The following is a 21,969-nucleotide window of genomic DNA, read 5'->3' as shown; positions in this document are numbered from 1 at the left end:
GCAATGCGGTAATGTCGCCATGCGGCCAATAGCCGACGCTCGACGCATGCGGACGGATCGTTGACAAATTGGGTTCTCGAACGCCGGCGTATCAGGATGAAATCGCACCGTATTCGACTCTGTGAGCATGTGCTGTCTGACGCCGATCGGTTCTGCGAATTGCAGATGAGTTCTCGTGTCGCACGATATGTGTCATGGCTCCCGCGAACGCGACAGCAATGCGAAAAAGCTCTGACTGACGCGATAGCGCAGCAAAGTTCCGCCGAGCGGGTACGGTTCTTCTATGCCGTGGAATTTCAGCACGTGGCAGGGATGATCGGAAGCGTCGGATATACAGTTCGGGATCTCGGGTTGGCTGATTGTGGGTGGTTCCTGTTACCCGCCTTTTGGGGAGAAGGCTACGCGGTTCCGGCGGTTCGCGAACTTCTGCTGCGGGCGTTTGACTCGGGTGGAATCGTAAGCATGGCAGCGTCATGCTCGGTTGAAAATCGAGCCTCTGTTCGGGTAGCGGAAAAATGCGGATTTCGCCTGATCGCAGAGATTCGCGGGCGTGCGCACTTTGAAATCCGACTGGCAGACGCTCACGAGCTTGCTCTGCATGGACCTGACTAGAACGCTCGTTACCGGCCATGAAGAGTCGCTCGACGCAATTGCCTGCATCGTCGACAATCAGCGTCGTTGGATGACTGGAGCATTAGAAAAATGAAGCTCTACCGGGTTACAGCGGCAATCGACGATGTGTCGGGCGCGGTAACGACCCGAACAAGGTTCGGGACGAACACTGTATTCAATGCCACCATAGACGGTCAGCGACAATACGCTGTGCAGATCCTCGGAACTGTTCGAGTTGAGAGCGGAATGATCGTAACCGCAGTACTCCGGGCCCCGAATGATTGGCAAACGTTGGAGGGGTGGCGCGACCATCAGAGCGGCCGCATTGAGGGTGTTTCCTCAATATCGTCGCTGCGCTTTGTCGCCATTTTGTTTGGTGCGCTTTTCGTGGCCGTCGTCGTTTTAGGGTTTGTTTTCAGGTCAGTTGCGGGCGAGCATCTACTTGCCATTTTAATGAGTTCAATTTTCGGCGCAGCGGCACTGATACCCATCGTCGGTTGGTATCGGGGAATGCAAGTTTGGGATGCGCTTGGAGCGAACTCGCGCCTGGATCGAACGGCCAGCTTCGAGAAAATTGGCTGACTGCTTCAGGTCGGAACGCGTCGATTCTCGAAAGGGCAAGCGTAGTTCGCGGCATAGGTTTGCGCGCTGATCCCTGTCATATAAGGCGCAGGTACTGCTGCATCATCAGCGTGCGCTACGCGGCCCCTGGCCGTGGGTCAGCCGGTGTGGAAGCCGTCACCGGTGCCACTGTCGGCTTGAGTCGGCCGGCTCAACTGAGCCGATAGGCCTTGCCGGGCGTCACTTCCGCCGGCAGCGGCTCGCGGTTCAGTTCGAGCAGCGTGCGCTCGATCTGGCGCGTCATCGCATCGAGGGCGAGATGGTTCGGCCCGTCACCGAACGGTTCGGCGATCGCATGCGCGATCGCGTCGAGCGCGATCAGCGTATAGGCGACGAACACGGTGACGAACGGCGTCGCCGCGCCGATCGAATCGACGAGACCGAACGGCAGCAGCACGCAGTACGCATAGATGGTCCGGTGCAGCAGCACGTCGTATGAAAACGGGATCGGCGTCGACGCGATGCGCTCGCAACCGCTCACCATCGCGACCAGATCGTCGAGGCGCGCGTCGAGCATCCAGAGCCGCGTGTCGGCGAGGCGGCCTGCATCGGCACGCGCAGCGAACGCTTCGCGCAGCGCATGTACGATCACGACCGGGCGAAACCGCGAACCGGCGATGCGCGCATAGGTGGCATCGTCGAGCAGCCCGCGCAGGTCCGCAGCCGGATCGGTGCCGCGCAGTTGATGCTTGAGCGCATAGACGTACGCGACGACCTTCCGCACGAATGCGCGTCGCGACGCATCGTCACGGTCGATCGCGCCGTAGCAGAGCGCCTGCGACACCAGCGTGCGCGTGGCGGTCAGTACGCCGCCCCACAGCTGCCGGCCTTCGCGGTAGCGCTCGTAGCTCGCGTTGTTGCGAAACCCCGCGAAGATCGCGAGCGTGAGGCCGATCAGCGTGAACGGCGTCGGGTTCAGCGGCACTTTCTCGCCGAGCACGCGGCCGCCGCCCCATACCGCGACCAGGCTGATCGCGAGCGTCAGCACGAGCTGCGGCAGGATGGTCGGCAGCACCGAGCCGTTCCAGACGAGCAGCATCCGCAGCCAGTGCTCGCGCGGACGAACGATCATCGCCGCGCTCCGTCAGGCGGCGATCGAGGCCGGCGCGGCCGCGCGATGCAGCAGCACCGGAATCGACTTCGACGTCGGCGTGTTGCATACGTCGCCGACGCTGTCGAGCGGCACGAGCGGGTTGGTTTCCGGGTAGTACGCGCCGATGCAGCCGCGCGGGATGTCGTATTCGACGAGCAGGAAGCCGTCCGCGCGCCGCTCGATGCCGTCGTGCCACACGGTTTCCATGTCGACCCAGTCGCCGGCCTTCAGGCCGAGCATCGCGAGATCGTCGCGGTTCGCGAACACCACGCGGCGCTGGCCGAACACGCCGCGATAGCGGTCGTCGAGCCCGTAGACGGTCGTGTTGTACTGATCGTGCGAGCGCGTCGTCATCAGCGTCATCAGGCGTTCGCCGTGCTGCGCGCGGGCACGCTGGATCGGCGTGTCGGCCGGCAGCGCGTGCGCGATGAAGTTCGCCTTGCCCGTCGGCGTCAGCCATTCGCGGTCGCGCGACGCGACCCGCAGGTGGAAGCCGCCCGGCCGCGCGATGCGCGTGTTGTAGTCGTAGAAGCCGTCGAGCGTCGCCTCGATCGCGTCGCGGATCTTCGCGTAGTCGTCCTTGTAGGCCAGCCAGTCGATCTTGCCGCTGCCGAACAGCGCGTGCCCCATGTGCGCGACGATTGCGGGCTCCGACATCAGGTTCGGCGACGCAGGCTTGTTCATTCCGTACGACACGTGGACCATGCTCATCGAATCCTCGACCGTCACGCCTTGCGCGACGTTGTCCTGCAGGTCGATCTCGGTGCGGCCGAGCGTCGGCAGGATCAGCGCGTCGCGGCCGTGGATCAGGTGGCTGCGATTCAGCTTCGTCGTGATATGGACGGAGAGGTCGCAGCGGCGCATGCCTTCCCACGTGCGCGGCGTGTCGGGCGTCGCCATCGCGAAGTTGCCGCCGAGGCCGATCAGCACCTTCACGTGGCCTTCGAGCATCCCCTCGATCGTCTCGACGACGTCGTAGCCGTGGTGGCGCGGCGGTTCGAAATCGAACACCTGGCCGAGCCGGTCGAGGAACGCCTGCGACGGCTTTTCCTCGATGCCGACCGTACGGTTGCCCTGCACGTTCGAGTGGCCGCGCACCGGACACAGGCCCGCGCCGGGGCGGCCGATGTTGCCGCGCATCAGCATCAGGTTCGTCAGCATCTGCACGGTCGCGACCGAATGCTTGTGCTGCGTGATGCCCATGCCCCACGTTGCGATCACGCGCTCGCTGCTCGCATAGAGCTGTGCGAGGCTGTCGATCTGTTCGTACGGCACGCCGCTTTCGGCCGTCAGCGCGGACCAGCTTTCATTGCGCAGGTCGTCGGCGAACGTGTCGAAGCCGGCCGTGTGTTCATCGATGAACGCGGTGTCGAGCACGCGCGGCGCACCGGCGGCGCGCGCGGCGTCGTCGAGTTCGAGCACGCGCTTCGCCATCCCCTTGATCAGCGCGAAATCGCCGCCGATCGTCGGCTGGATGAACGTCGACGCGATCTTGGTGCCGGACATCGTCAGCATTTCGATGGGGCTTTGCGGATCGGCGAAGCGTTCGAGGCCGCGTTCCTTCAGCGGGTTGATCGACACGATCGTCGCGCCGCGCTTCGCGCACTCGCGCAGTTCGCCCATCATCCGCGGGTGGTTGGTGGCCGGGTTCTGGCCGAAGATCAGCAGCGTGTCCGCGTGTTCGAAATCGTCGAGCGTGACCGTGCCCTTGCCGACACCGACCGACGCCGGCAGCCCGCGGCTCGTCGCCTCGTGGCACATGTTCGAGCAGTCGGGGAAGTTGTTCGTGCCGTACAGCCGCACGAGCAGCTGATACAGGAACGCCGCTTCGTTGCTCGCGCGGCCGGACGTGTAGAACGCGGCCTGGTTCGGGTCGGGCAGGGCGCGCAGATGACGCGCGATCAGTTCGAACGCGTCGTCCCACGCGATCGGCACGTAACGGTCGGTCCGCGCGTCGTACACCATCGGGTCGGTGAGCCGGCCGTGCTGTTCGAGTTCGAAGTCGGACTGTTCGAGCAGCTCGGTGACCGTGTGCGCGGCGAAGAATTCGGGCGTCACGCGCTTGCTCGTCGCTTCGGCGGCCACCGCCTTCACGCCGTTCTCGCAGAATTCGAACGTCGATGCGTGCTGGCGGTCGGGCCATGCGCAGCCCGGGCAGTCGAAGCCGTCCGGCTGGTTCTGGCGCAGCAGCGTACGGTAGTTGCCGCCTGCGACCTTTTCCTTGATCAGGTTGATCGTGACGGCTTTCAGCGCGCCCCAGCCGGCGGCCGGGTGGGTGTACGGTTCGATGCGCGCGGTGGCGGATTTCTTTTTCATGATGCAGCAGGTGTCGGGGTCGATGGCTGCAGAGTACGCGTGGCCCCCGTCCGGCTGTGTGTACACCTGTTCACTTCAAAAAAGAGTACAGTTGCGCCAACTCGCACAGTGCGGATCGCAACTGTGTTGTTGAATGGTTTTTGAAAGGGAGGCGGGTGAAGCGCTACGAACAACTGGCCGACGAACTCCACGCGCAAATCGAGCGTGGCGTGTACCGGCCCGGTGAGCGGATTCCGTCGGTGCGGCAGGCGAGCCGGCAGCAGCAGCTCAGCGTCACGACCGTGCTGCGCGCGTATCTTGTGCTGGAAAGCCGCGGGCTGATCGAGAGCCGGCCGCAGTCCGGCTATTTCGTGCGCGCGCGGGCCCCGGCGCCGGCCGAGGCCGAGCTGCATGTGTCGGCGCCGGCGGCCGAGCCGTCGGCGGTGGACGTGAGCCGGCTCGTGCTGTCGACGCTGCGCTCGATCGCGCGTGACGACGCGGTGCCGCTCGGCTCGCCGTACCCCGATGCGTCGCAGTTTCCGGTACAGAAGCTCGCGCGCTACGCGCAGACGATCGGGCGGCGCCGCACGCGCTGGGGCGTGATCGACGATCTGCCGCCCGGCAACCAGGAGCTGATCCGCCAGATCGCGCGACGCTATGCGGAGCGCGGGATTCCGGTCGAACCGGACGAGATCGTGATGACGATCGGCGCGACCGAGGCGATCAACCTGTGCCTGCAGGCGGTGGCGCGGCCCGGCGACACGATCGCCGTTGAATCGCCGACGTTCTACGCGATGCTGCACGCGATCGAGCGCATGGGCATGCGTGCGCTCGAGGTCGCGACGCATCCGGTCGACGGCATCGATCTCGACGCGCTCGAACGGCTGCTCGAACGCGAACGGATCGCCGCATGCATGGTGATGCCGAACTTCCAGAATCCGCTCGGTTTCCAGATGCCGGATGCGCGCAAGCGCGCGCTCGTCGAACTCCTCGCGAAACACGGCGTGCCGGCGATCGAGAGCGACGTGTATCACGAGCTGCACTACGGCGAAGCGACGCCGAGCGCGCTGAAGTCGTTCGACCGCGACGGGCTCGTGCTGCATTGCGCATCGTTCACGAAGAGCCTGTCGCCGCGCTACCGGATCGGCTGGGCGATGCCGGGCCGCTACCGCGACCAGGTCGAGAAGCTGAAATTCCTGAACACGCTGGCCACGCCCGCGATCGAGCAGCTCGCGATCGCCGAATACCTGAAATACGACGGCTACGATTTCCACCTGCGGCGCATGCGCAAGCAGTACGCGCAGCAGGCGAGCCTGATGAGCGCGATGGTGCGGCGTTTCTTTCCCGAAGGCACGCGGCTGTCGCAGCCGCAGGGCGGGTACGTGCTGTGGGTCGAGCTGCCGCCGCAGGTCGATGCGATGAAGCTGTATTCGCTGGCCCTCGCGCAGCGGATCACGGTGGGGCCAGGGCACATGTTCTCGGCCGGCACCGATTACCGGCATTTCATCCGGCTCAACTACAGCTATCCGTGGTCGCGACAGATCGAGGACGCGTTGAAGGTGCTCGGACGGCTCGCGTCGGAGTGCGCGGCACGCTGAGTGCCGGGGGCCGCGCGGCAGGCGGCGGCCGATGACCGGCCGCCGTCGCGTGCGTCAACCCGCGTGCGGCGCCTGCCGCCCGGCTTGCGCGGCACCGGCCATCTGTCGCATGTCGAAGCCCGACGGGTGCTGGTACACGCGCAGCCCGAACTCCGGCAGCACCGCGATCAGGTGATCGAACAGGTCGGACTGGATGGCCTCGTAGTCGACCCACGTCGTCGTGTCGGTGAAGCAGTACAGTTCGAGCGGAATGCCTTCGGCCGTGAGCGGCAGCTGCCGTGCCATGCAGGTCATGTCGCGGCGGATGCGCGGATGGCCTTTCAGGTAGTTCGCGACATACGCGCGGAACGTGCCGAGATTCGTCAGCTGGCGGCGGTTCGCCGGACAGTCGCCGGCCGCACCGAGTGTGCCGTTCCATTGCTCGATCGCGTCGACCTTGTCCTCGAGATAGTCCTTCAGCAGCGTCAGGCGTTCGAGCCGTTCGATCTCGTCGTTGGACAGAAAGCGCACGCTCGTCGCGTCGACGAACAGCGCGCGCTTGATGCGGCGTCCGCCCGCTTCGGTCATCCCGCGCCAGTTCTGGTAGCTCTCGGTGATCAGTTTCCACGTCGGCACGGTGATGATCGTGTGATCGAAGTTCGCGACCTTGACGGTGTTCAGCGTGATGTCGATCACGGTGCCGTCCGCGCCGGCCGACGGCATCGTGATCCAGTCGCCGATCCGCAGCATGTCGTTCGACGACAGCTGCACACCCGCGACGAGGCCGAGCAGCGTGTCCTTGAAGATCAGCATCAGCACCGCCGACATCGCGCCGATGCCCGACAGCAGCAGGCCGATCTGCTTGCCGGTCGCGTCGCCGATCACGACCAGCGCGGCCGTGATGAACATCACGAGCTTGACGAGCTGCATCGCGCCTTTCAGCGACAGGTGCGGCTGGTCGCGCTGATCGCGCTGGTATGTGCGATGCGTGTGTTCGAGCGCCGAAAGCGTCGCGCTGACGGTCATCGTCACGAGGAACACGATCAGCGCGAACAGCACCTTGTCGGCGGCCTGCGCGGCCGACTCGGGAATGCCGGGCACCGCGCCGAGCCCGAGCTTGATTACGACGAACGGGACGATGCGGTTCAGCCACTTGAATGCGCCGAACTCGAACAGCGCGTCGTCGATCCGCGTGGCGGACAGCCGCGCGAGCCGCGCGACCACGCGGAACAGCAGGAAATGGACGACAGCGGTGATCGCGCCGGCGGCGGCGAGCAGGATGAGGATGCCGACGAGCGGCGCAAACCAGGATTCGTTCAGGGTCATAGGGGCAAACAGGGGCCTTCTCGTGCGTTGAATCGGCGCCGCGATGCGGCGCGCGCCCGGTGAAGGGCGCATGAAAGGGACCGTGATTGTGCCATCGGGTTCCGCGCACGTTGTGGTGAATGCCGGGCGCGAGGCTCCCGAACCTTCTCACCATTGCGCAGGTCTCCTCTGTAATCGGGTGAGGGCGCGGGATGAAAGCGCGTCACCGAATGGCGCCGCGCGCGTGTCTTGCCGGATGCGTTGCACATCGCCCCGAGATCGGCTCGGCCCCGCTACCGCGGGCCTGCGCGCTTCAATGCGCGTGAGCGGCGATCCGTGCAATCATGCAGGCGTCGCATGGATTGTCGGTGCGCCGTTCGTCTTTGCGCGCGGCCCGTCCACCGACGGTGAGCGCCATGCGCCACCTTCGCGCACTTGCCATGCAATGCCTGCACGGGGCACGATGCGCGAACGATTTCGCGAACCGCGTCACCCCATATTCACGCAATTCACGCATGCAAGATTCCAACGAAAGCCGCCCGTCAGGCGCGCGGTTGCTGAAAGGCATCCTCCCGATCCGCCGCGGCGGGGCGATCCGCGACATATTCGCGGGCATGTCGCTCGCGTCGATGGACATCCCGCAGGTGCTCGGCTATGCGCGCATCGCCGGCATGCCGGCCGTCACGGGCCTCTACACGGTGTTCCTGCCGCTCGTCGCGTTCGCGTGCTTTGGCGCGTCGCGGCATCTGGTGGTGGCGGCCGATTCCGCGACCGCGACGATCTTCGCGAGCCGGCTGTCGTCGATGGCGCCGGCCGGCAGCGCCGAGTATGTGGCGCTGGCCGGTATGGTCGCGCTGCTGACTGCTGCGATGCTGCTGCTCGCGCGCATCTTCAAGCTCGGCTTTCTCGCCGATTTCCTGTCGCGTACGGTGCTGGTCGGTTTTCTCGCCGGCGTCGGCGTGCAGGTGTCGATCGCGATGCTCGGCGACATGCTCGGGCTGGCCGTGCCGTATCCGGCGTCGCGCAGCCTCGCGCAACTCGACTACGTCGTCACGCATCTCGTCCACACGAACCGGCCGACATTCGCGCTCGCGGCGCTCGTCGTCGTCGCGATTCTCGCGTGCAAGCGGTTCCTGCCGCGCGTGCCGATGCCGATGATCGCGGTTGCGGGCAGCATCGCGGCAAGCGACGTGTTCGGATTCGCCGCGCATGGCATCGCGGTGCTCGGGCCGGTCGCGGGCGGGTTGCCGCCGCTGCGCTGGCCGTCCGTCACGTGGCAGCAGTTCCTCGATCTCGTGCCGGTCGCCGCGTCGTGCTTCGTGATGATCATTGCGCAGAGCGCGGCCGCCGCGCGCGTGTTCGCGCAGCAGTACGACGAGGAGGTCGATACCAATGCCGACATCCTCGGCCTCGCGGCCGCGAACGCGGCTGCGGCGGTGGGCGGCGCATTCGTCGTCAACGGCAGCCCGACGCAGACGGCGATGGCCGACGGCGCGGGCGTGCGCAGCCAGATCGGGCATCTGGCGTTTGCCGCCGTGGTGGCGGTGGTCCTGTTGTTCTTCAGCACGTTTCTGCAGTATCTGCCGCATGCGGTGCTGGCCGGCATCGTGTTCACGATCGCGCTCGGGCTGATCAACGTGCGCAGCCTCGCCGCGATCCGCAAGGAGAGCCCCGGCGAATTCACGCTCGCGCTGGTGACGGCCGTGGCCGTCGTGACGGTCGGCGTCGAGCACGGCATCCTGCTGGCCGTCGCGCTGTCGTTGATGCGGCACGTGCGCCACAGCTACCAGCCGCACACGATGGTGCTCGAACCGGTCGAAGGCAACGGGCGGTGGCAGCCCGTGCCCGCGCGGCGCGGTGCGATGACGGCGCCGGGATTGATCGTCTACCGGTTCGGCTCCGACCTGTTCTTCGCGAACGACCATCTGTTCACCGCCGAAGTGACCGAGCTCGTCGAGGCGGCGCCGGTGCCGGTGCGCTGGTTCGTCGTCGATGCGGGCGCGATCACCGACGTCGACTATTCGGCCGCGCGGACGCTGACCGATCTCGTCAAGATGCTGCAGGCACGCGGGATCGGCGTGCTGTTCGGGCGGGTCAACCGCTACCTGCGCGCGGACATGGATCGTCACCGGATCACGGAAATCGTCGGCCCGTCACGCATTTTTCCGACGCTGCACCAGGCGCTCGAGGCCGCCGGCACGACGCCGGCGCCGCAGGAACCGGGCATGGTGTAGCGGGAACCGGCAGCTAGGCTGCTGCCCGCACCCGCGCGAAACCGTTGCGCAGGTGGCGGGCGAGTTCCGTCGCGGCCGGCGTGCGTTGGCCGCGCGGCAGATGAAGGTTGATCGCGAAGTTCGGCAGCGCGGGCAGGCCGCTGCTGGCCGGCAGGATGTCGAGGTCGGCTGGCACGGTCGACGCGAGCCAGGCGGTCACGGCGAGGTCGGAGCGCACGGTCGCGGCCGTCGCGTCGATGCTGCCGTTCTCGAACACGGTGCGCCACGCGCGATCGCAGCCACGCAGTACGTCGAGCACCGTCGGGCGGAACGCGCAGGTCTGCGCGACCATCGACACGGGCAGCGGCGTATTCCGGTACGCGGTGCCGCCTTTCGCGCCGACCCAGACCAGGCGGTCGACGGCGATGCACTCGCCGCGCGACGTCCCGACCGGCGCCTCGATCAGCGCGACGTCGAGTTCGCCCTGCGCGAGCCCCCGGCGCAGCTCCGGCGACGCCGCACACACGAGGGTGAGCGCGACCTGCGGATGCGCCTGCGCATAGCCTTTCAGGATCGGTGCGAGACAGGTGCCGACGAGATCCTGCGGTGCGCCGACGCGCACCGTGCCTTCGACCGCGCCGGCCGTCAGGTCGGTCAGCAGCGCATCGTGCACGGCGAGCAGCCGGCGCGCCTGCCCGAGCAGGCGCTCGCCGTCGGCCGTGAGCAGCAGGTTGCGGTGTTCGCGGACGAACAGCGGGCCGGACAGCGTTTCGAGCCGTGCGACCTGCTGGCTGATCGCGCCTTGCGTCAGGTGCAGCGCGCGGCTGGCCGCCGTCATGCTGCGATGATCGGCGACCGTGACGAAGGCGCGCAGCAGCGCGATGTCGAGATTGCGTACCATGCGGCGTATTATGAGCGCTAATGACAGGCATAAAAAGCTTTCGCTGTCGTAATGCCAGGATCGCGGGTAAAACGGGGCTTCGACGACGACAACCGGGAGCTTCCGTGCCGTTCCGCGACTACCTGCCGCTGATGCTGTTCGTGATCGTATCCACCGTGACGCCGGGCGGCGCGACGACGCTCGCGACCGCCTCGGGCGCGCATTTCGGCTATCGACGGTCGCTGCCGCTGATGGCGGGCATCGCGGTCGGCCTGGCGACGATGGCCGCCGCCGCCGCGGCCGGGCTCGGCGGCGTGCTGCTAGCGCTGCCCGCGTTGCAACTCGCGATGAAGGCGGTCGGTTCGGTGTACCTCGTGTGGTTGGCCGTGCGTATCGGGCGCGGCGGAAAGCCGCGGCTCGATGCTGCGGTGCACCGGCCGCAGGGGTTCGTCAGCGGCGTCTGGATGCTCTGGCACAACCCGAAAGGCTGGGCGATGACGCTCGGCGCGGCCGCGTCGTTCGCCGCGCTCGCGTCCGGCCCGGCGCGGCTCGGCGTCTTGCTCGGGCTGGCGTTCGGCGTGGCCGCGATGGCGTCGCTGTCGCTCTGGTGTTTCGCCGGGCTGCTGTTCGCGCGCGTGTTGCGCACGGAGCGGCAGTGGCACTGGCTGAATGCCGCGCTCGGCGTGCTGCTCGTGGTGTCGATCGTGCCGATGTGGCTGCCGTAGCGACGCTACGCATGCGGCGCGGCGCAGCATGACGTAGCGTCCGCGGTCAGCGCGTACCGGCGCGCGCGGCGCCGGCAGGTTGCCCGCCCGCGCTGGCCGACCACAACGGCAGCCGCAGCGTCGTGACGAAGCTCGCCGCGTGCAGTACGCAAAGCAGGGCGAACGCCCACGCATAGGCGTTCGCCGGTGTGTCGCCGCCCGTCGCCGATTCGGCTTGCAGCCGCCACGCGAGGAACAGCGTGCACACCGTCGTAAACGTCGGGCCGCCGAGACGCTGCACGATATTGAGCGAGGTCGTCGCCATCGGCAGGTTGCGGCGCTCGACCGACGCATACGCGGCGGAGATCGACGGCGCGCCGATCGCGCTCTGGCCCATGCCGCGCAGAAACAGCGCCGGCACGAGCAGGTAAGGATCGTAGCCGCTTAGCGCGAGAAACACGAACGGCAGCGTCGCGAACAGCGCGAGCAGGGCGCCGGCGGCGGCCAGCCGGCGCACGCCGAACCGGCTCGTCAGCGCGCCCATCGACGGATACGTGACGAGCATGCCGAGTCCCATCGGCGCGAGCAGCCAGCCCATTTCGCCGGGCGTGCGGCCGCACGCCTGGATCAGGAACACCGGAATCAGCATCTGGCCCGCGAACAGGGCGCCGTTCGACAGGAACTGCGTCGACGCGGCCGCGCCGAACACCTTGCCGCGAAACAGCGCAAGGTCGATCAGCGCGCGGTCGCCCTTGCGCGTTTCGACCCGCAGGAACGCCGCGAGCAACAGTGCAGCCGCGACGATCGCCGTGATCCCGAGCGCTTGGTTGATCCGCTCGATGCCGTACAGGAACAGCACGAGCCCCGGCGACAGCAGTGCGAGGCCGACCCAGTCGAGTTCGCGCGGCTGCGTGTCGTCGCGGTCGCCGGGCAGGAACCGCACGGCCAGCGCGAGCGCCAGGACGCCGACGGGCAGGTTCACGAGAAACAGCCAGCGCCACGACGCGTGCTGCAGGATCGCGCCGGCGACGACCGGGCCGAGGATCGGCGCGACCAGCACCGGCACGGCCGCGTAGCCGATCACGCGCGCCATCTGCTGGCCGGCGACGCGCGCGATCATCATCTGCGCCATCGGCGCGAGCAGCCCGCCGCTCACGCCTTGCAGCACGCGGAAGGCGATCAGCGACGGCGCGGACCACGCGAGCCCGCACAGCGCCGACGAGAGCGTGAACGCCGAGAAGCACCACAGGTACAGCGCCTTCGCGCCGATCCGGTCGACGAGCCAGCCGTTCAGCGGCAGCACCAGCGTGAGCGCGAGCAGATAGCCGCTCGTGACCCACTGGATCGTCGCGAGGCTCGCGTGCAGGTCGGTCGCGAGGCTCGACAGCGACACGTTGACGATCGTCGCGTCGAGCTGCGACAGCAGCGAGCCGAGCACCGCGACCGCGCTGACCTTCCAGATCGACGGATCGGGCCGGCCGGTCGCGGGGTCCTGCGCCGGCCGCGTGCGCGGGTCGCTCACGCGCCGCGCCGGTCGAGCAGCGCGACGATGTCCTGCGTCGTGCCCGTCTCGCCGAGGCGCGGGAACAGGCGCTCGACGCTGTTCACATGCGCGTCCGCGCTGAGGTCGGTCATCGCGTCGACGGCGAGCGTCACGTTGTAGCCGAGTTCGTGCGCCTGCCGTGCGGTCGACTCGACGCCGATGCTCGTCGCGATACCGGTCAGCACGATCTGCGTGACGCCGGCGGCTTTCAGGTGCGCGTCGAGGTCGGTGCCGGTGAAGGCACCCCAGGTCTTTTTCGTCACGAGGTGGTCGCCCGGCTGCCGGTTCAGTTCGGGCACGAGGTCGGCCCAGTCGGCGGGAAGGGCGTCCAGGCGCACCTGCTGCTGCGTGCGGCCCGGTGCGCCGCCCGCGACGTTGACGAGCACGACCGGCAGGCCACGGCTGCGGAATGCGTCGAGCAGCGCGCGGGTGTGCGCGATCACCGGTTCGACCGGGTGCGCGGTGGGGAGGGCGACGATGCCTTTCTGCAGGTCGATGACGACGAGTGCGGTGTGCGTGTCGAGACGGGTTGCGCTCATGATGGGGCTCCGTGAAAGGGACGAAGAAAGCCGTGCGCGCGGATGCCGAGGGGCGCGCGGGCCGGATTCATTGCTCGCCGATGCGGCGGATCAGCGGGATTGCGGCGGCGAGCGTATCGATGTCTTCGGGATCGAGCTGCTCGATCGCGGCGCCGAGCCATTGGTGTTTCGCGGCGTTGCGCTTGAGCCGTGCGTCGAGGCCGGCCGCGGTCAGCCGGAACAGGATCTGGCGGCCGTCGGTCGGATGCGGTTCGCGCTCGACCAGGCCGTCTTCCTCGAGGCTGGCAAGCGTCGCCTTCATCGACTGGGGCTTCATCGCTTCAGCACGCGCGAGATCGGCGGTCGTCATCGGCCCGTGCCGTTCGAGTCGCGCGAGCGCGCTCGTCTGGGACATGCCGAGCCCTCCGGATTCGATCTCGGAGCGGAGCCGGCGGATCAACTGGCCGACCGCGAGGGTCAGGTCGGCGGCGACGATATCGGCGGAAACGCCGGGTTTGCGTGGCGGGTTCATGCGGCGGATCATAGAACACGACAGTCAAACTTGCAAGTTTAACTGTCGAATTGACCGCCGGATCGAGATGCGGCCCGGTGCGCGGTTACGCGCCGCGGGGCGGGATCGGGACGACTTCGTTGTATCGCGGGGTCGCGGCTTCGTGCAGCAGGTCGCCGAGGTATTGCGCGAGTTCGTCCGCGGCGAGCGTGGGCGGAACATGCAGATTGGCGGGGCGCCGCTTGCCTTCGGCGCCGAGATCGAACACGGCCCAGCCGTCGTTGGTCCGCACGACGGCGAGCGGCCGTCCGAATGCGTTGAAGCGGTATTCGTCCTGCATGGCATCGCTCCCGTTGGGTGAACGCGCCGGCCGCCCGTGCGCGCTTACTGGATCGAGCAGGACAGCCAGCGGTGGATCTTGATGGCATCGCTCGATACGCCCGCGCGGGTCGGGGCACCGAGCAACACGACCGTTTCGCGGCGCCCCTTGACGCGCATGCGCATCACGACGCCGTGTCCCGACTCGTTGATGAAGCCGGTCTTCTGCAGCCGGATCGGCAGGCGGCGGTAGCGGACGAGCGGGTCGGAATTCACATAAAGCAGCTCGCCGTCGCCCGGGCGCACGGTGGTCGACGTATCGGTCGAGAAATAGCGGATCAGCGGATCATGTGCCGCTGCGCCGACGAGCTTCGCGAGATCCTCGGCCGTCGATACATTGTGCGGCGACAGGCCGGTCGGCTCGCGGAAGTGCGTATGGCGCATGCCGAGCCGGCGCGCTTCGCTATTCATCGCGTTGACGAACGCGGTACGCCCGCCCGGATAGTCGCGGCTCAGCGCGGCGGCCGCGCGGTTTTCCGACGACATCAGCGCGATATGGAACATCTCGCGGCGCGACAGTTCCGAGCCGACCTGCAGGCGCGACCCGGTGAACTTGATCGTGTCGCGGTCGTGCGCGGTGACGCGCAGCACGCCGTTCAGCGGACGGTCGGCGTCGCGCGCGACAACGGCCGTCATCAGCTTCGAGATCGATGCGATCGGTCGCACGGTACGCGCGTTGCGGGCCAGCAGCGGCGTGCCCGAATCGACGTCGAGCACGTAGGCCGCCCGTGAATGGAGCGAGTTGACCGCGCGTGGGGTGTAGCCGCAGCTCGCCATCAGGCGCGGCCCGGCGGCCGGACGCGGGCGCACGGCGCTCGAACGTTTCGCGCGGCGCTGCTGCGGGGCCGGTGCCGCCTGACGCTTGACCGCGTGATGCTTCACGCGCGGGCGGCGGTGCTTGACGGCCTTCTGTTTGCGCTGCGCGGGCTTTTTCCTGGCGGCTTGCTTGACGACCTTTTTCGCATGCGACTGCGCGTGCGCTGCGCGCTGCGGCGACTGACGTTGTGCGGACGATGCGTTCGTCGAGAAGGCGAGCATCAGCATCGACAGGGCGACGAGCAGGGTGGTCCGGGCGAGAGGCAGGCGCGCGATGAGGCCGGTCAAGCGAAAGTCTCCTTTTCACGCGTGGCGAGGCTGCGTGAAATGCGTGGGCGGTCAGCGGGATGCGGAAAATTATACGGTCGATCGCGCGAAGATGACGATTCGTTTACGCATGGAGCGACGATTCGCGCGCCGGTGCCCGTCATGGCGCGTCGCGCCGTGCACGCGAGCCGCTCCACCGCGCATGCGTGACAAACGGTGGCTGCGTCGGCAAGATGCCGGGGTCACCTTTCAGGAGCTTCCCGTGTCCGCGCGCCCGCATGATTTGACCGTGTCGCCGTATGCGTCGATCGACAGCCTTGGCGAGACGGGCGATCTCGTGGCCTTCAACGTGGGGCCGGACGATGCCGTCTACATGGTGTTCGCGCTGGAGCCGCTCGATTATCGTACCGAGGGGGCCGGCGGCGCGTCGTTTCCGAAAACGGTGCCGTCGACGTCGCAGCGGTATCGCGTGATGGCCTGGCACGGCGGCGAGGTTCGCATGGACTGCGTGATCGACAACGAGCCGTTCAATATTCACGACGTCCAGCCTGTCGGCGACGATCTGCTGCTGGTTTGCTGCCGGTCCGTCCGTCGCGGAGACGATGATTTCGACCTGAACGGGCGTTTCTATCGGCGCGACGGCACGCCGTGCGGCGCAATCCTGCTTGGCGACGGCATCGAGGCCGTGCAGGCCACGGCTGCCGGGGATATCTGGACGTCCTATTTCGACGAGGGCGTGTACGGCAATCTCGGCTGGGATTCGCCGGTCGGCGAATCCGGGTTGGTTGCGTGGAGCCGGGCCGGTGAGCAGCGCTATGCGTTTGCTCCGTCGCCGGGGTTCGGCCCGATCGACTGCTGTTACGCGCTCAATGTTCCGAACGACCGGGACGCGTGGATCTACTACTACAACACATTCGCGCTCGTCCGCGTGCGTGACCGGCAAACAGTCTGGTCATCGCGCATGCCGGTCAACGGCAGCTACGCGTTCGCGGTCATGGAGGATGCGACGCGGCACGACGGCTACGTGGCGCTGTTCTGCGGCTCGTATCAGGAACGCGACATGTTGTACCTGGTGCGTATCGATGGCGGTGGCGATGCTCGATTGGTGCGCACGTATCGCTTGCAGCGCAATGGTGCCGAACCGGTCGGAATCGCGCGAATGACTGGCCGCGGCCGGGTGCTTCATGCGGTCGGTACGGACGGTAACCTCTATCGGATCGATATCGCCGACCTGGCGCTCGGGTAAGCGCATCGCGCATTTGACGTCGCTCGCGATGGCGGCGACCGGCATGAAAAGCATGCACGGGTGCCGCACGCTATTCAACGCGGCCAGTTGCGCCGCGACACCACCGCGAAACTGATCGCGATCGAACCGGTCACGGGGCGCGGCGGCGCGTCGTTCAGCGTGGTCATCGCGTCCACGGCGTCGCCGAAGCGAAAGCGGCGGCCGCGGCCGTCAGCGCGTTCGGTACGCTCGACTCGCTCAGCACGACGTTTCGGCGCACGCAGATCGGCTGTCGCGGCGCGCTTGTCGATGGCGGCCGGTGCGCACGAAGTGTCGTCGGGCGGACATTCACAGACGAGATCAAGGGACATGACGGTCGATTCCGGAAAGGGCATGTCCGTATTGAACGTCATCGCATTCGATCGGTAAAATGAATGTTTCTATCGTTACGATTCCTTTTAAGAATGGAATTGAAACTGCTGCGAACCTTCCTGACTGTCACCGAGCTGTGTCATTTCAGCCGCGCGGCCGATGCATTGCACATGAGCCAGCCGGCACTGAGCAAGCAGATCGGCGCGCTCGAGGCGAGCCTGGGCGGCAAGCTGTTCGAGCGCGGCCGGCACGGCGCGGAGCTCACATCGTTCGGCGAGCGCTTCCTGCCCGACGCGCAGGCGCTGGTGCGCGATGCGGACGAGATTCTCGCCCGCGCGCGTGAGCTGTCGAGCGGGCAGCGCGGTCATTTGCGGCTGGGTATCTGCTTGTCGGTGCTCACGCTCGTCCCGAAGCTCGTCGCCGAGTTTCGCAGCCGGAATCCCGGCATCGCCGTTACGCTGAGCGACCTGTCGTCCGCGGAGCAGACGCGTCGGTTGCGCGCGGGCAAGCTCGACGCCGGGTTCCTGCGACTACCGTCGGACGAGGGACTGTCGTCGTTCAAGGTGATCGACGAGGCGCTGGCGCTGGCGGTGCCGCCGCATCTCGGCCTGAAGCGCGTGCCGGCCGATCTCGGCACGCTCAACGAGATTGGCTTCATCGCGTTGCAGCGTGCACGCGGGCAAGGGTTGGCCGCGCAGGTGGACCGGTGGTGCGTCGAGCGCCGCTTCGTTCCGCAGGTGACGCAGCAGGCCGAAGACGTGCAGTCGGTGCTTGCGTCGGTCGCGGCCGGCGCGGGCGTCGCGTTCATTCCGTCGCGTGCGCAATATCTGCTGCGTGACGCGACGGTATTGCCGCTCGACGGCAAGGACGCGAAGTGGCGCGTCGGGCTCGCGTGGCTGTCGGACCGCGACGATCCCGTCACCACACGCTTCGTGTCGTTCATGCGTGCCGCGATCAAGAATGCATGATGGACGAAGCGGTATAGTGTCCTCAGCCGGCGGCGCTCGCCCGATCGCGTGCCGGATGCCCGAACGAAAGCCCCAGTCTCGCTCACCGACCGCAACCCATGACTTCAGAATCCGACGACTCCCCGCTCGATCCCGCACTCGTCGCGACGCTCGCGACACTGAACGATGCCGCGAGCGATCCGGCCGGCAAGACCTGGTCGCTGCCGAAGATCGCGAAACGCACGCAACTGCCGATGAGCACGCTGCGCCGTGTGCTGACGCAGCTCGATGCCGCGGGCCTGAGCGCGACGACGCTGAACGAGGACGGCACCGGCAGCGCCGCGCTGACCGATGAAGGTCGCGCCGTGTGCGCGCAACTGTTCGGCGCGAACGACGCGCAATAGAAAACGGGCCGCTGGAAGCGGCCCGTCGTCTTTCGGCTCGGTATGCGGTTCGATGCGGGGTATCGGCTCGTTACCACCGCACCGTCATGCCGCCCATCACCGAATGATCGTAGGTCTGGTCGTTCAGCCCGCGCCGGTAGCCGATGTCGAGATCAAGCCACGGCTTCGGCGAATAGATCGCGCCCGCGATCACGAACGCCGGATTCGCGCCGGCGCCGCTTTCCGGGTTGCGCGACGTGCCGATGTCGGCCACGATCTGCAGCGTGTCGGTCGCCTTGTAGATCGCCGCGCCCGACACAGCCCAGATCGACGTCAGGTCGCCCTGGCGATTCGGCTGGTACGTCATGCCCGCATTCGCGAGGAACGAAAACCGTGCGACGTCGAGCTGCGCGAGCAGCGTGGCGCCGGCACCCACGCGGCCGGTGCCGAGTCCGCGCCGGTCGTTGCCGGTCGGCGCGGTCAGTTTCGGCTTCAGCGCGATCGACAGCGGGCCGCGCTCGACGAACCGCCATTTCATGCCGATCTCGACATCGCCGATCCCGGCGCCGTTTTCATCGGTGCGCGTCTGCAGATGCGTGTAAGGCGCGTTCACGTAGAGATCGACGTGGTCGCCGAATCCGCGCGTGAGCGTTGCATTCCACAGCTGGTGGCGGCCGTTTTCTTCCTGTTTCGAGGTTTCCTCGGCGTTGAACTCGAACTGCCAGTTCGCGTTGCCCTGCGTGCCCGTGTCGTCGCTGACGAGCGGATGGGTGGCGAGGGCATCGAACGGCGCGAGGAGGGCGCTCGCGGCTGCGAGCGGAAGCATTCTCTTCATTGGATCACCTGTCGTGCGTGGCGAGCCGGCCGGCCCACGCCGGGGAGCGCGGGCCGGCCGGCTTCAGGCCAGGACCATCAGAACCACTGCTTGTAGCGGCGCACGTAGATCGTCTTGACGATCTGCGCGAGCAGGATGTAGCCGACCATCGTCGCGGCGAGCCACAGCCAGAAGGTGCCCGGCAGGTGCATGAAGCCGAGGGAATCCGCGAACGGCGAGAACGGCAGCCAGCAGCCGATCGCGATCGCGGTGAACGTCGACAGCAGCACCGGCAGCGCGGCCGTGCTTTGCAGGAACGGGATCTTCTGCGTGCGCAGCAGGTGCACGACGAGCGTCTGCGACACGAGGCTCTCGATGAACCAGCCCGAGTTCATCACGATCTGGCCGCCGGTGCCGCCGTTCAGGTGATACATCGCACCCGCGCCGAACACGGTCCACATCAGGATGTAGGTCGTGATGTCGAATACCGACGACGTCGGCCCGACCCACAGCATGAAGCGGCTGATGTTGCCGGCTTCCCACTTGCGCGGCTTCTTCAGGAACTCGGGATCCATCTTGTCCCACGGCAGCAGCATTTGCGACGTGTCGTAGATCAGGTTCAGCACGAGCAGCTGCGTCGCGAGCATCGGCTCCCACGGCAGGAACGCGCTGGCGACGAGCACCGAGAACACGTTGCCGAAGTTCGAGCTCGCGGTCATGTTCAGGTACTTCAGGATGTTGCCGAACGTTTCGCGGCCCTTGATCACGCCTTCCTCGAGCACCATCAGGCTCTTTTCGAGCAAGATGATGTCGGCGGTTTCCTTCGCGATGTCGGCGCCGCTGTCGACCGAGATGCCGACGTCGGCGTCGCGCAGCGCGGGCGCATCGTTGATGCCGTCGCCGAGGAAGCCGACCGTGTGGCCGTTCGCCTGCAGCGCCTTGACGATGCGCGCCTTCTGCAGCGGCGTCAGCTTCGCGAACACGGTCGTGCGTTCGACGACCTGCGCGAGCGTCGCGTCGTCGAGCGCTTCGATTTCCGTGCCGAGCATCGGCTTGCCGGGTTCGAGGCCGACCTGGCGGCACACCTTCATCGTGACGATCGGGTTGTCGCCCGTCAGCACCTTCACCGCGACGCCGTTTTCGCGCAGCGCGGCGAGCGCCGGCGCGGCCGATTCCTTCGGCGGATCGAGGAAGGTCAGGAAGCCGCGCACGACGAGGTCGTGCTCGTCGGCGGTGCGGTACTGCTGGCGCTCGTCGCCGCGCGGGATCGTGCGCGTCGCGAGCACGAGCACGCGGAAGCCGTCCTCGTTGTACGCGCTGGCCTGTTCGAGCAGCCGCTTGCGCGCGACGAAGTCGAGCGGGCGCACGCCGTCTTCATCCTGCACGTGCGTGGAGACGGCCAGCATCTCCTCGACCGCACCCTTGCAGATCAGCAGGTGCGTGCCGCGCGCATCCTCGACGACGACCGACAGGCGGCGCCGCACGAAGTCGAACGGCAGTTCGTCGATCTTCTTGTAGCCCTGCGGCTTCACGCGCTCGCCGATCTCGTCGGCACGCGCGACGACCGCGATGTCGATCAGGTTCTTCTGGCCGCTCTGGTGGAAGCTGTTCAGCCAGCCGAGCCGCAGGATTTCCTCGTCCTTGTGGCCCGACAGGTCGAGGTGATGCTCGAGGATGATCTTGTCCTGCGTCAGCGTGCCGGTCTTGTCGGTGCACAGCACGTCCATCGCGCCGAAGTTCTGCACCGAGTTCAGCCGCTTGACGACGACCTTGCGGCGCGCCATTGCGACCGCACCGCGCGCGAGGTTCGCGCTGACGATCATCGGCAGCATCTCGGGCGTGAGGCCCACGGCCACCGCAAGGGCGAACGTGAGTGCGCTCAGCCAGTCGCCCTTTGTCAGCCCGTTGATCATGAACACGATCGGCACCATCACGAACATGAACTTGATCAGCAGCCAGCTCACGCTCGAGACACCGCGGTCGAAGCTCGTCTCGATGCGCTTGTGGCTCACGACGTTGCGTGCGAGCGAACCGAAGTAGGTGTCCTCGCCGGTCGCGACGACGACGGCCGTCGCCGTGCCGCTGACGACGTTGGTACCCATGAAGCAGACGTTCTCGAGATCGAGCAGCGATGCCGACGTATCGGTCGCAGCGGCAGCCGCGCGCGTGCCGGCGGATTTGCCGGCGACCGCGCCGAGCGTGTCGTACTTCTCGACGGGCAGCGCCTCGCCGGTCAGCACGGCCTGGCTGATGAACAGGTCGCGCGACGCGAGCAGGCGCACGTCCGCCGGAATCATGTCGCCGGCCGACAGGTGCACGATGTCGCCGGTCACGACTTCGCGCATCGGCACCTCGCGGCGGGCCGGTTCGGACGTGTCGGTCACCGAGCGCTGCACGGTCGCGGTCGTGCGGACCATCGCCTTCAGCTTCTCGGCCGCGCGCAGCGAACGGAATTCCTGCACGAAGCGCAGCAGCGCGCTGATCGTGACCATCGTCAGCAGGATCGTCATGCCGACATAGTCGCGATCGTCGGGTGCCGCGAAGTAGACGTCGGTGAAGAAGCTGATGGCGGCCAGCACCAGCAGCACGTAGACGAACGGGTTGTGGAACGAGAGCAGCAACTGGCGGGTCCAGTGCGGCGGCTTGTCGTGTGCGATTTCGTTCGGGCCGTAGTGCTGCAGGCGGTCGGCGGCCTGGTCGTAGGTGAGGCCGCGCGTGCTCGTGTGCAGCGACTTCAGCGTGTCTTCGAGCGGGCGGGCCGCTTCCTGCGCGGCGCGCATGATGCGCGGGTCATTCTGCGGGCCGGTGCCGGCCTTGATGAAGCCACGCTGTTTCTTTTGCGATGTGTTGTGTCGTGTCGTCATGAGTCGCTCCTTGCGCACGAGTCGGCGGGCG

Annotated in this window: 20 protein-coding genes; 8 read left to right on the top strand and 12 right to left on the bottom strand. The window is 67.0% G+C overall.

The window, feature by feature from the left end; translation table 11 throughout:
- Positions 1-96 precede the first annotated feature (96 nt).
- Positions 97-612, top strand: a complete 516-nt coding sequence (locus LGN19_RS39865; RefSeq protein ID WP_226213436.1) for a GNAT family N-acetyltransferase — start codon at positions 97-99, stop codon at positions 610-612.
- Between the two features lie 90 nt (positions 613-702).
- The gene (locus LGN19_RS04935) at positions 703-1,194 is read left to right on the top strand and encodes a hypothetical protein (protein ID WP_226213435.1); all 492 of its coding nucleotides are present in this window, start codon (positions 703-705) and stop codon (positions 1,192-1,194) included.
- A gap of 190 nt (positions 1,195-1,384) precedes the next feature.
- Here LGN19_RS04935 and LGN19_RS04930 read toward each other — a convergent pair whose 3' ends face one another.
- Positions 1,385-2,305: a bestrophin family protein gene (locus LGN19_RS04930; RefSeq protein WP_226213434.1), complete on the bottom strand. Its 921-nt coding sequence runs from the start codon at positions 2,303-2,305 to the stop codon at positions 1,385-1,387.
- 12 nt (positions 2,306-2,317) lie between these two features.
- Positions 2,318-4,642: an FdhF/YdeP family oxidoreductase gene (locus LGN19_RS04925; protein ID WP_226213433.1), complete on the bottom strand. Its 2,325-nt coding sequence runs from the start codon at positions 4,640-4,642 to the stop codon at positions 2,318-2,320.
- A 155-nt stretch (positions 4,643-4,797) separates the two neighbouring features.
- On the opposite strand from LGN19_RS04925, the gene LGN19_RS04920 reads away from it, so the two are divergent.
- Positions 4,798-6,219 carry a PLP-dependent aminotransferase family protein gene (locus tag LGN19_RS04920; RefSeq protein WP_122947309.1) on the top strand — a complete coding sequence of 474 codons (1,422 nt, stop codon included), beginning with the start codon at positions 4,798-4,800 and terminating at the stop codon, positions 6,217-6,219.
- A 54-nt stretch (positions 6,220-6,273) separates the two neighbouring features.
- On the opposite strand, the gene LGN19_RS04915 is transcribed toward LGN19_RS04920, so the two are convergent.
- Positions 6,274-7,524 carry a mechanosensitive ion channel family protein gene (locus LGN19_RS04915; protein ID WP_226213432.1) on the bottom strand — a complete coding sequence of 417 codons (1,251 nt, stop codon included), beginning with the start codon at positions 7,522-7,524 and terminating at the stop codon, positions 6,274-6,276.
- 494 nt (positions 7,525-8,018) lie between these two features.
- Between LGN19_RS04915 and LGN19_RS04910 the strand changes: the two genes are divergently transcribed.
- On the top strand, positions 8,019-9,737 hold the full coding sequence (locus tag LGN19_RS04910) for a SulP family inorganic anion transporter (protein WP_226213431.1): 1,719 nt from the start codon (positions 8,019-8,021) through the stop codon (positions 9,735-9,737).
- A 13-nt stretch (positions 9,738-9,750) separates the two neighbouring features.
- On the opposite strand, the gene LGN19_RS04905 is transcribed toward LGN19_RS04910, so the two are convergent.
- Positions 9,751-10,617, bottom strand: a complete 867-nt coding sequence (locus LGN19_RS04905; RefSeq protein WP_226213430.1) for a LysR substrate-binding domain-containing protein — start codon at positions 10,615-10,617, stop codon at positions 9,751-9,753.
- Between the two features lie 104 nt (positions 10,618-10,721).
- Between LGN19_RS04905 and LGN19_RS04900 the strand changes: the two genes are divergently transcribed.
- Positions 10,722-11,321 carry a LysE family translocator gene (locus tag LGN19_RS04900; protein WP_226213429.1) on the top strand — a complete coding sequence of 200 codons (600 nt, stop codon included), beginning with the start codon at positions 10,722-10,724 and terminating at the stop codon, positions 11,319-11,321.
- Between the two features lie 46 nt (positions 11,322-11,367).
- On the opposite strand, the gene LGN19_RS04895 is transcribed toward LGN19_RS04900, so the two are convergent.
- The 5 genes from LGN19_RS04895 to LGN19_RS04875 form a co-directional block, all read right to left on the bottom strand.
- Entirely contained in the window at positions 11,368-12,822 is a 1,455-nt protein-coding gene (locus LGN19_RS04895; RefSeq protein WP_226213428.1) for a DHA2 family efflux MFS transporter permease subunit, read from the bottom strand.
- On the bottom strand, positions 12,819-13,382 hold the full coding sequence (locus LGN19_RS04890; protein ID WP_226213427.1) for an isochorismatase family protein: 564 nt from the start codon (positions 13,380-13,382) through the stop codon (positions 12,819-12,821). The genes LGN19_RS04895 and LGN19_RS04890 overlap by 4 nt, the downstream gene beginning before the upstream one ends.
- Positions 13,383-13,449: 67 nt before the next feature.
- Complete coding sequence (locus LGN19_RS04885; protein WP_174956178.1) at positions 13,450-13,905, bottom strand: MarR family winged helix-turn-helix transcriptional regulator; 456 nt, start codon at positions 13,903-13,905, stop codon at positions 13,450-13,452.
- 73 nt (positions 13,906-13,978) lie between these two features.
- The gene (locus tag LGN19_RS04880; protein WP_046548047.1) at positions 13,979-14,212 is read right to left on the bottom strand and encodes a hypothetical protein; all 234 of its coding nucleotides are present in this window, start codon (positions 14,210-14,212) and stop codon (positions 13,979-13,981) included.
- A 44-nt stretch (positions 14,213-14,256) separates the two neighbouring features.
- Positions 14,257-15,354 carry a serine hydrolase gene (locus tag LGN19_RS04875; RefSeq protein WP_226213426.1) on the bottom strand — a complete coding sequence of 366 codons (1,098 nt, stop codon included), beginning with the start codon at positions 15,352-15,354 and terminating at the stop codon, positions 14,257-14,259.
- A 181-nt stretch (positions 15,355-15,535) separates the two neighbouring features.
- Here LGN19_RS04875 and LGN19_RS04870 point away from each other — a divergent pair, with 181 nt between their 5' ends.
- On the top strand, positions 15,536-16,579 hold the full coding sequence (locus LGN19_RS04870; protein WP_226213425.1) for a hypothetical protein: 1,044 nt from the start codon (positions 15,536-15,538) through the stop codon (positions 16,577-16,579).
- A gap of 74 nt (positions 16,580-16,653) precedes the next feature.
- Here the strand turns inward: LGN19_RS04870 and LGN19_RS04865 are convergent, their stop codons facing one another.
- Positions 16,654-16,971 carry a hypothetical protein gene (locus tag LGN19_RS04865; protein WP_174956175.1) on the bottom strand — a complete coding sequence of 106 codons (318 nt, stop codon included), beginning with the start codon at positions 16,969-16,971 and terminating at the stop codon, positions 16,654-16,656.
- 51 nt (positions 16,972-17,022) lie between these two features.
- On the opposite strand from LGN19_RS04865, the gene LGN19_RS04860 reads away from it, so the two are divergent.
- Both LGN19_RS04860 and LGN19_RS04855 read left to right on the top strand, forming a co-directional pair.
- On the top strand, positions 17,023-17,898 hold the full coding sequence (locus LGN19_RS04860; RefSeq protein WP_226213424.1) for a LysR family transcriptional regulator: 876 nt from the start codon (positions 17,023-17,025) through the stop codon (positions 17,896-17,898).
- A gap of 98 nt (positions 17,899-17,996) precedes the next feature.
- The gene (locus LGN19_RS04855; RefSeq protein WP_011354884.1) at positions 17,997-18,281 is read left to right on the top strand and encodes a hypothetical protein; all 285 of its coding nucleotides are present in this window, start codon (positions 17,997-17,999) and stop codon (positions 18,279-18,281) included.
- A gap of 70 nt (positions 18,282-18,351) precedes the next feature.
- On the opposite strand, the gene LGN19_RS04850 is transcribed toward LGN19_RS04855, so the two are convergent.
- Together LGN19_RS04850 and mgtA are read right to left on the bottom strand one after the other, a co-directional pair.
- Entirely contained in the window at positions 18,352-19,095 is a 744-nt protein-coding gene (locus tag LGN19_RS04850; RefSeq protein ID WP_226213423.1) for a transporter, read from the bottom strand.
- 77 nt (positions 19,096-19,172) lie between these two features.
- Positions 19,173-21,938, bottom strand: coding sequence for a magnesium-translocating P-type ATPase (gene mgtA, locus LGN19_RS04845; protein WP_226213422.1), 2,766 nt, complete (start codon positions 21,936-21,938; stop codon positions 19,173-19,175).
- Between the last annotated feature and the right edge of the window lie 31 nt (positions 21,939-21,969).

It is taken from the genome of Burkholderia sp. AU30198, assembly GCF_020419825.1.
GTDB lineage: Bacteria > Pseudomonadota > Gammaproteobacteria > Burkholderiales > Burkholderiaceae > Burkholderia.
Note: the sequence above shows the minus strand (reverse complement) of the source record. Positions and strands in the feature narration are given on the sequence as shown.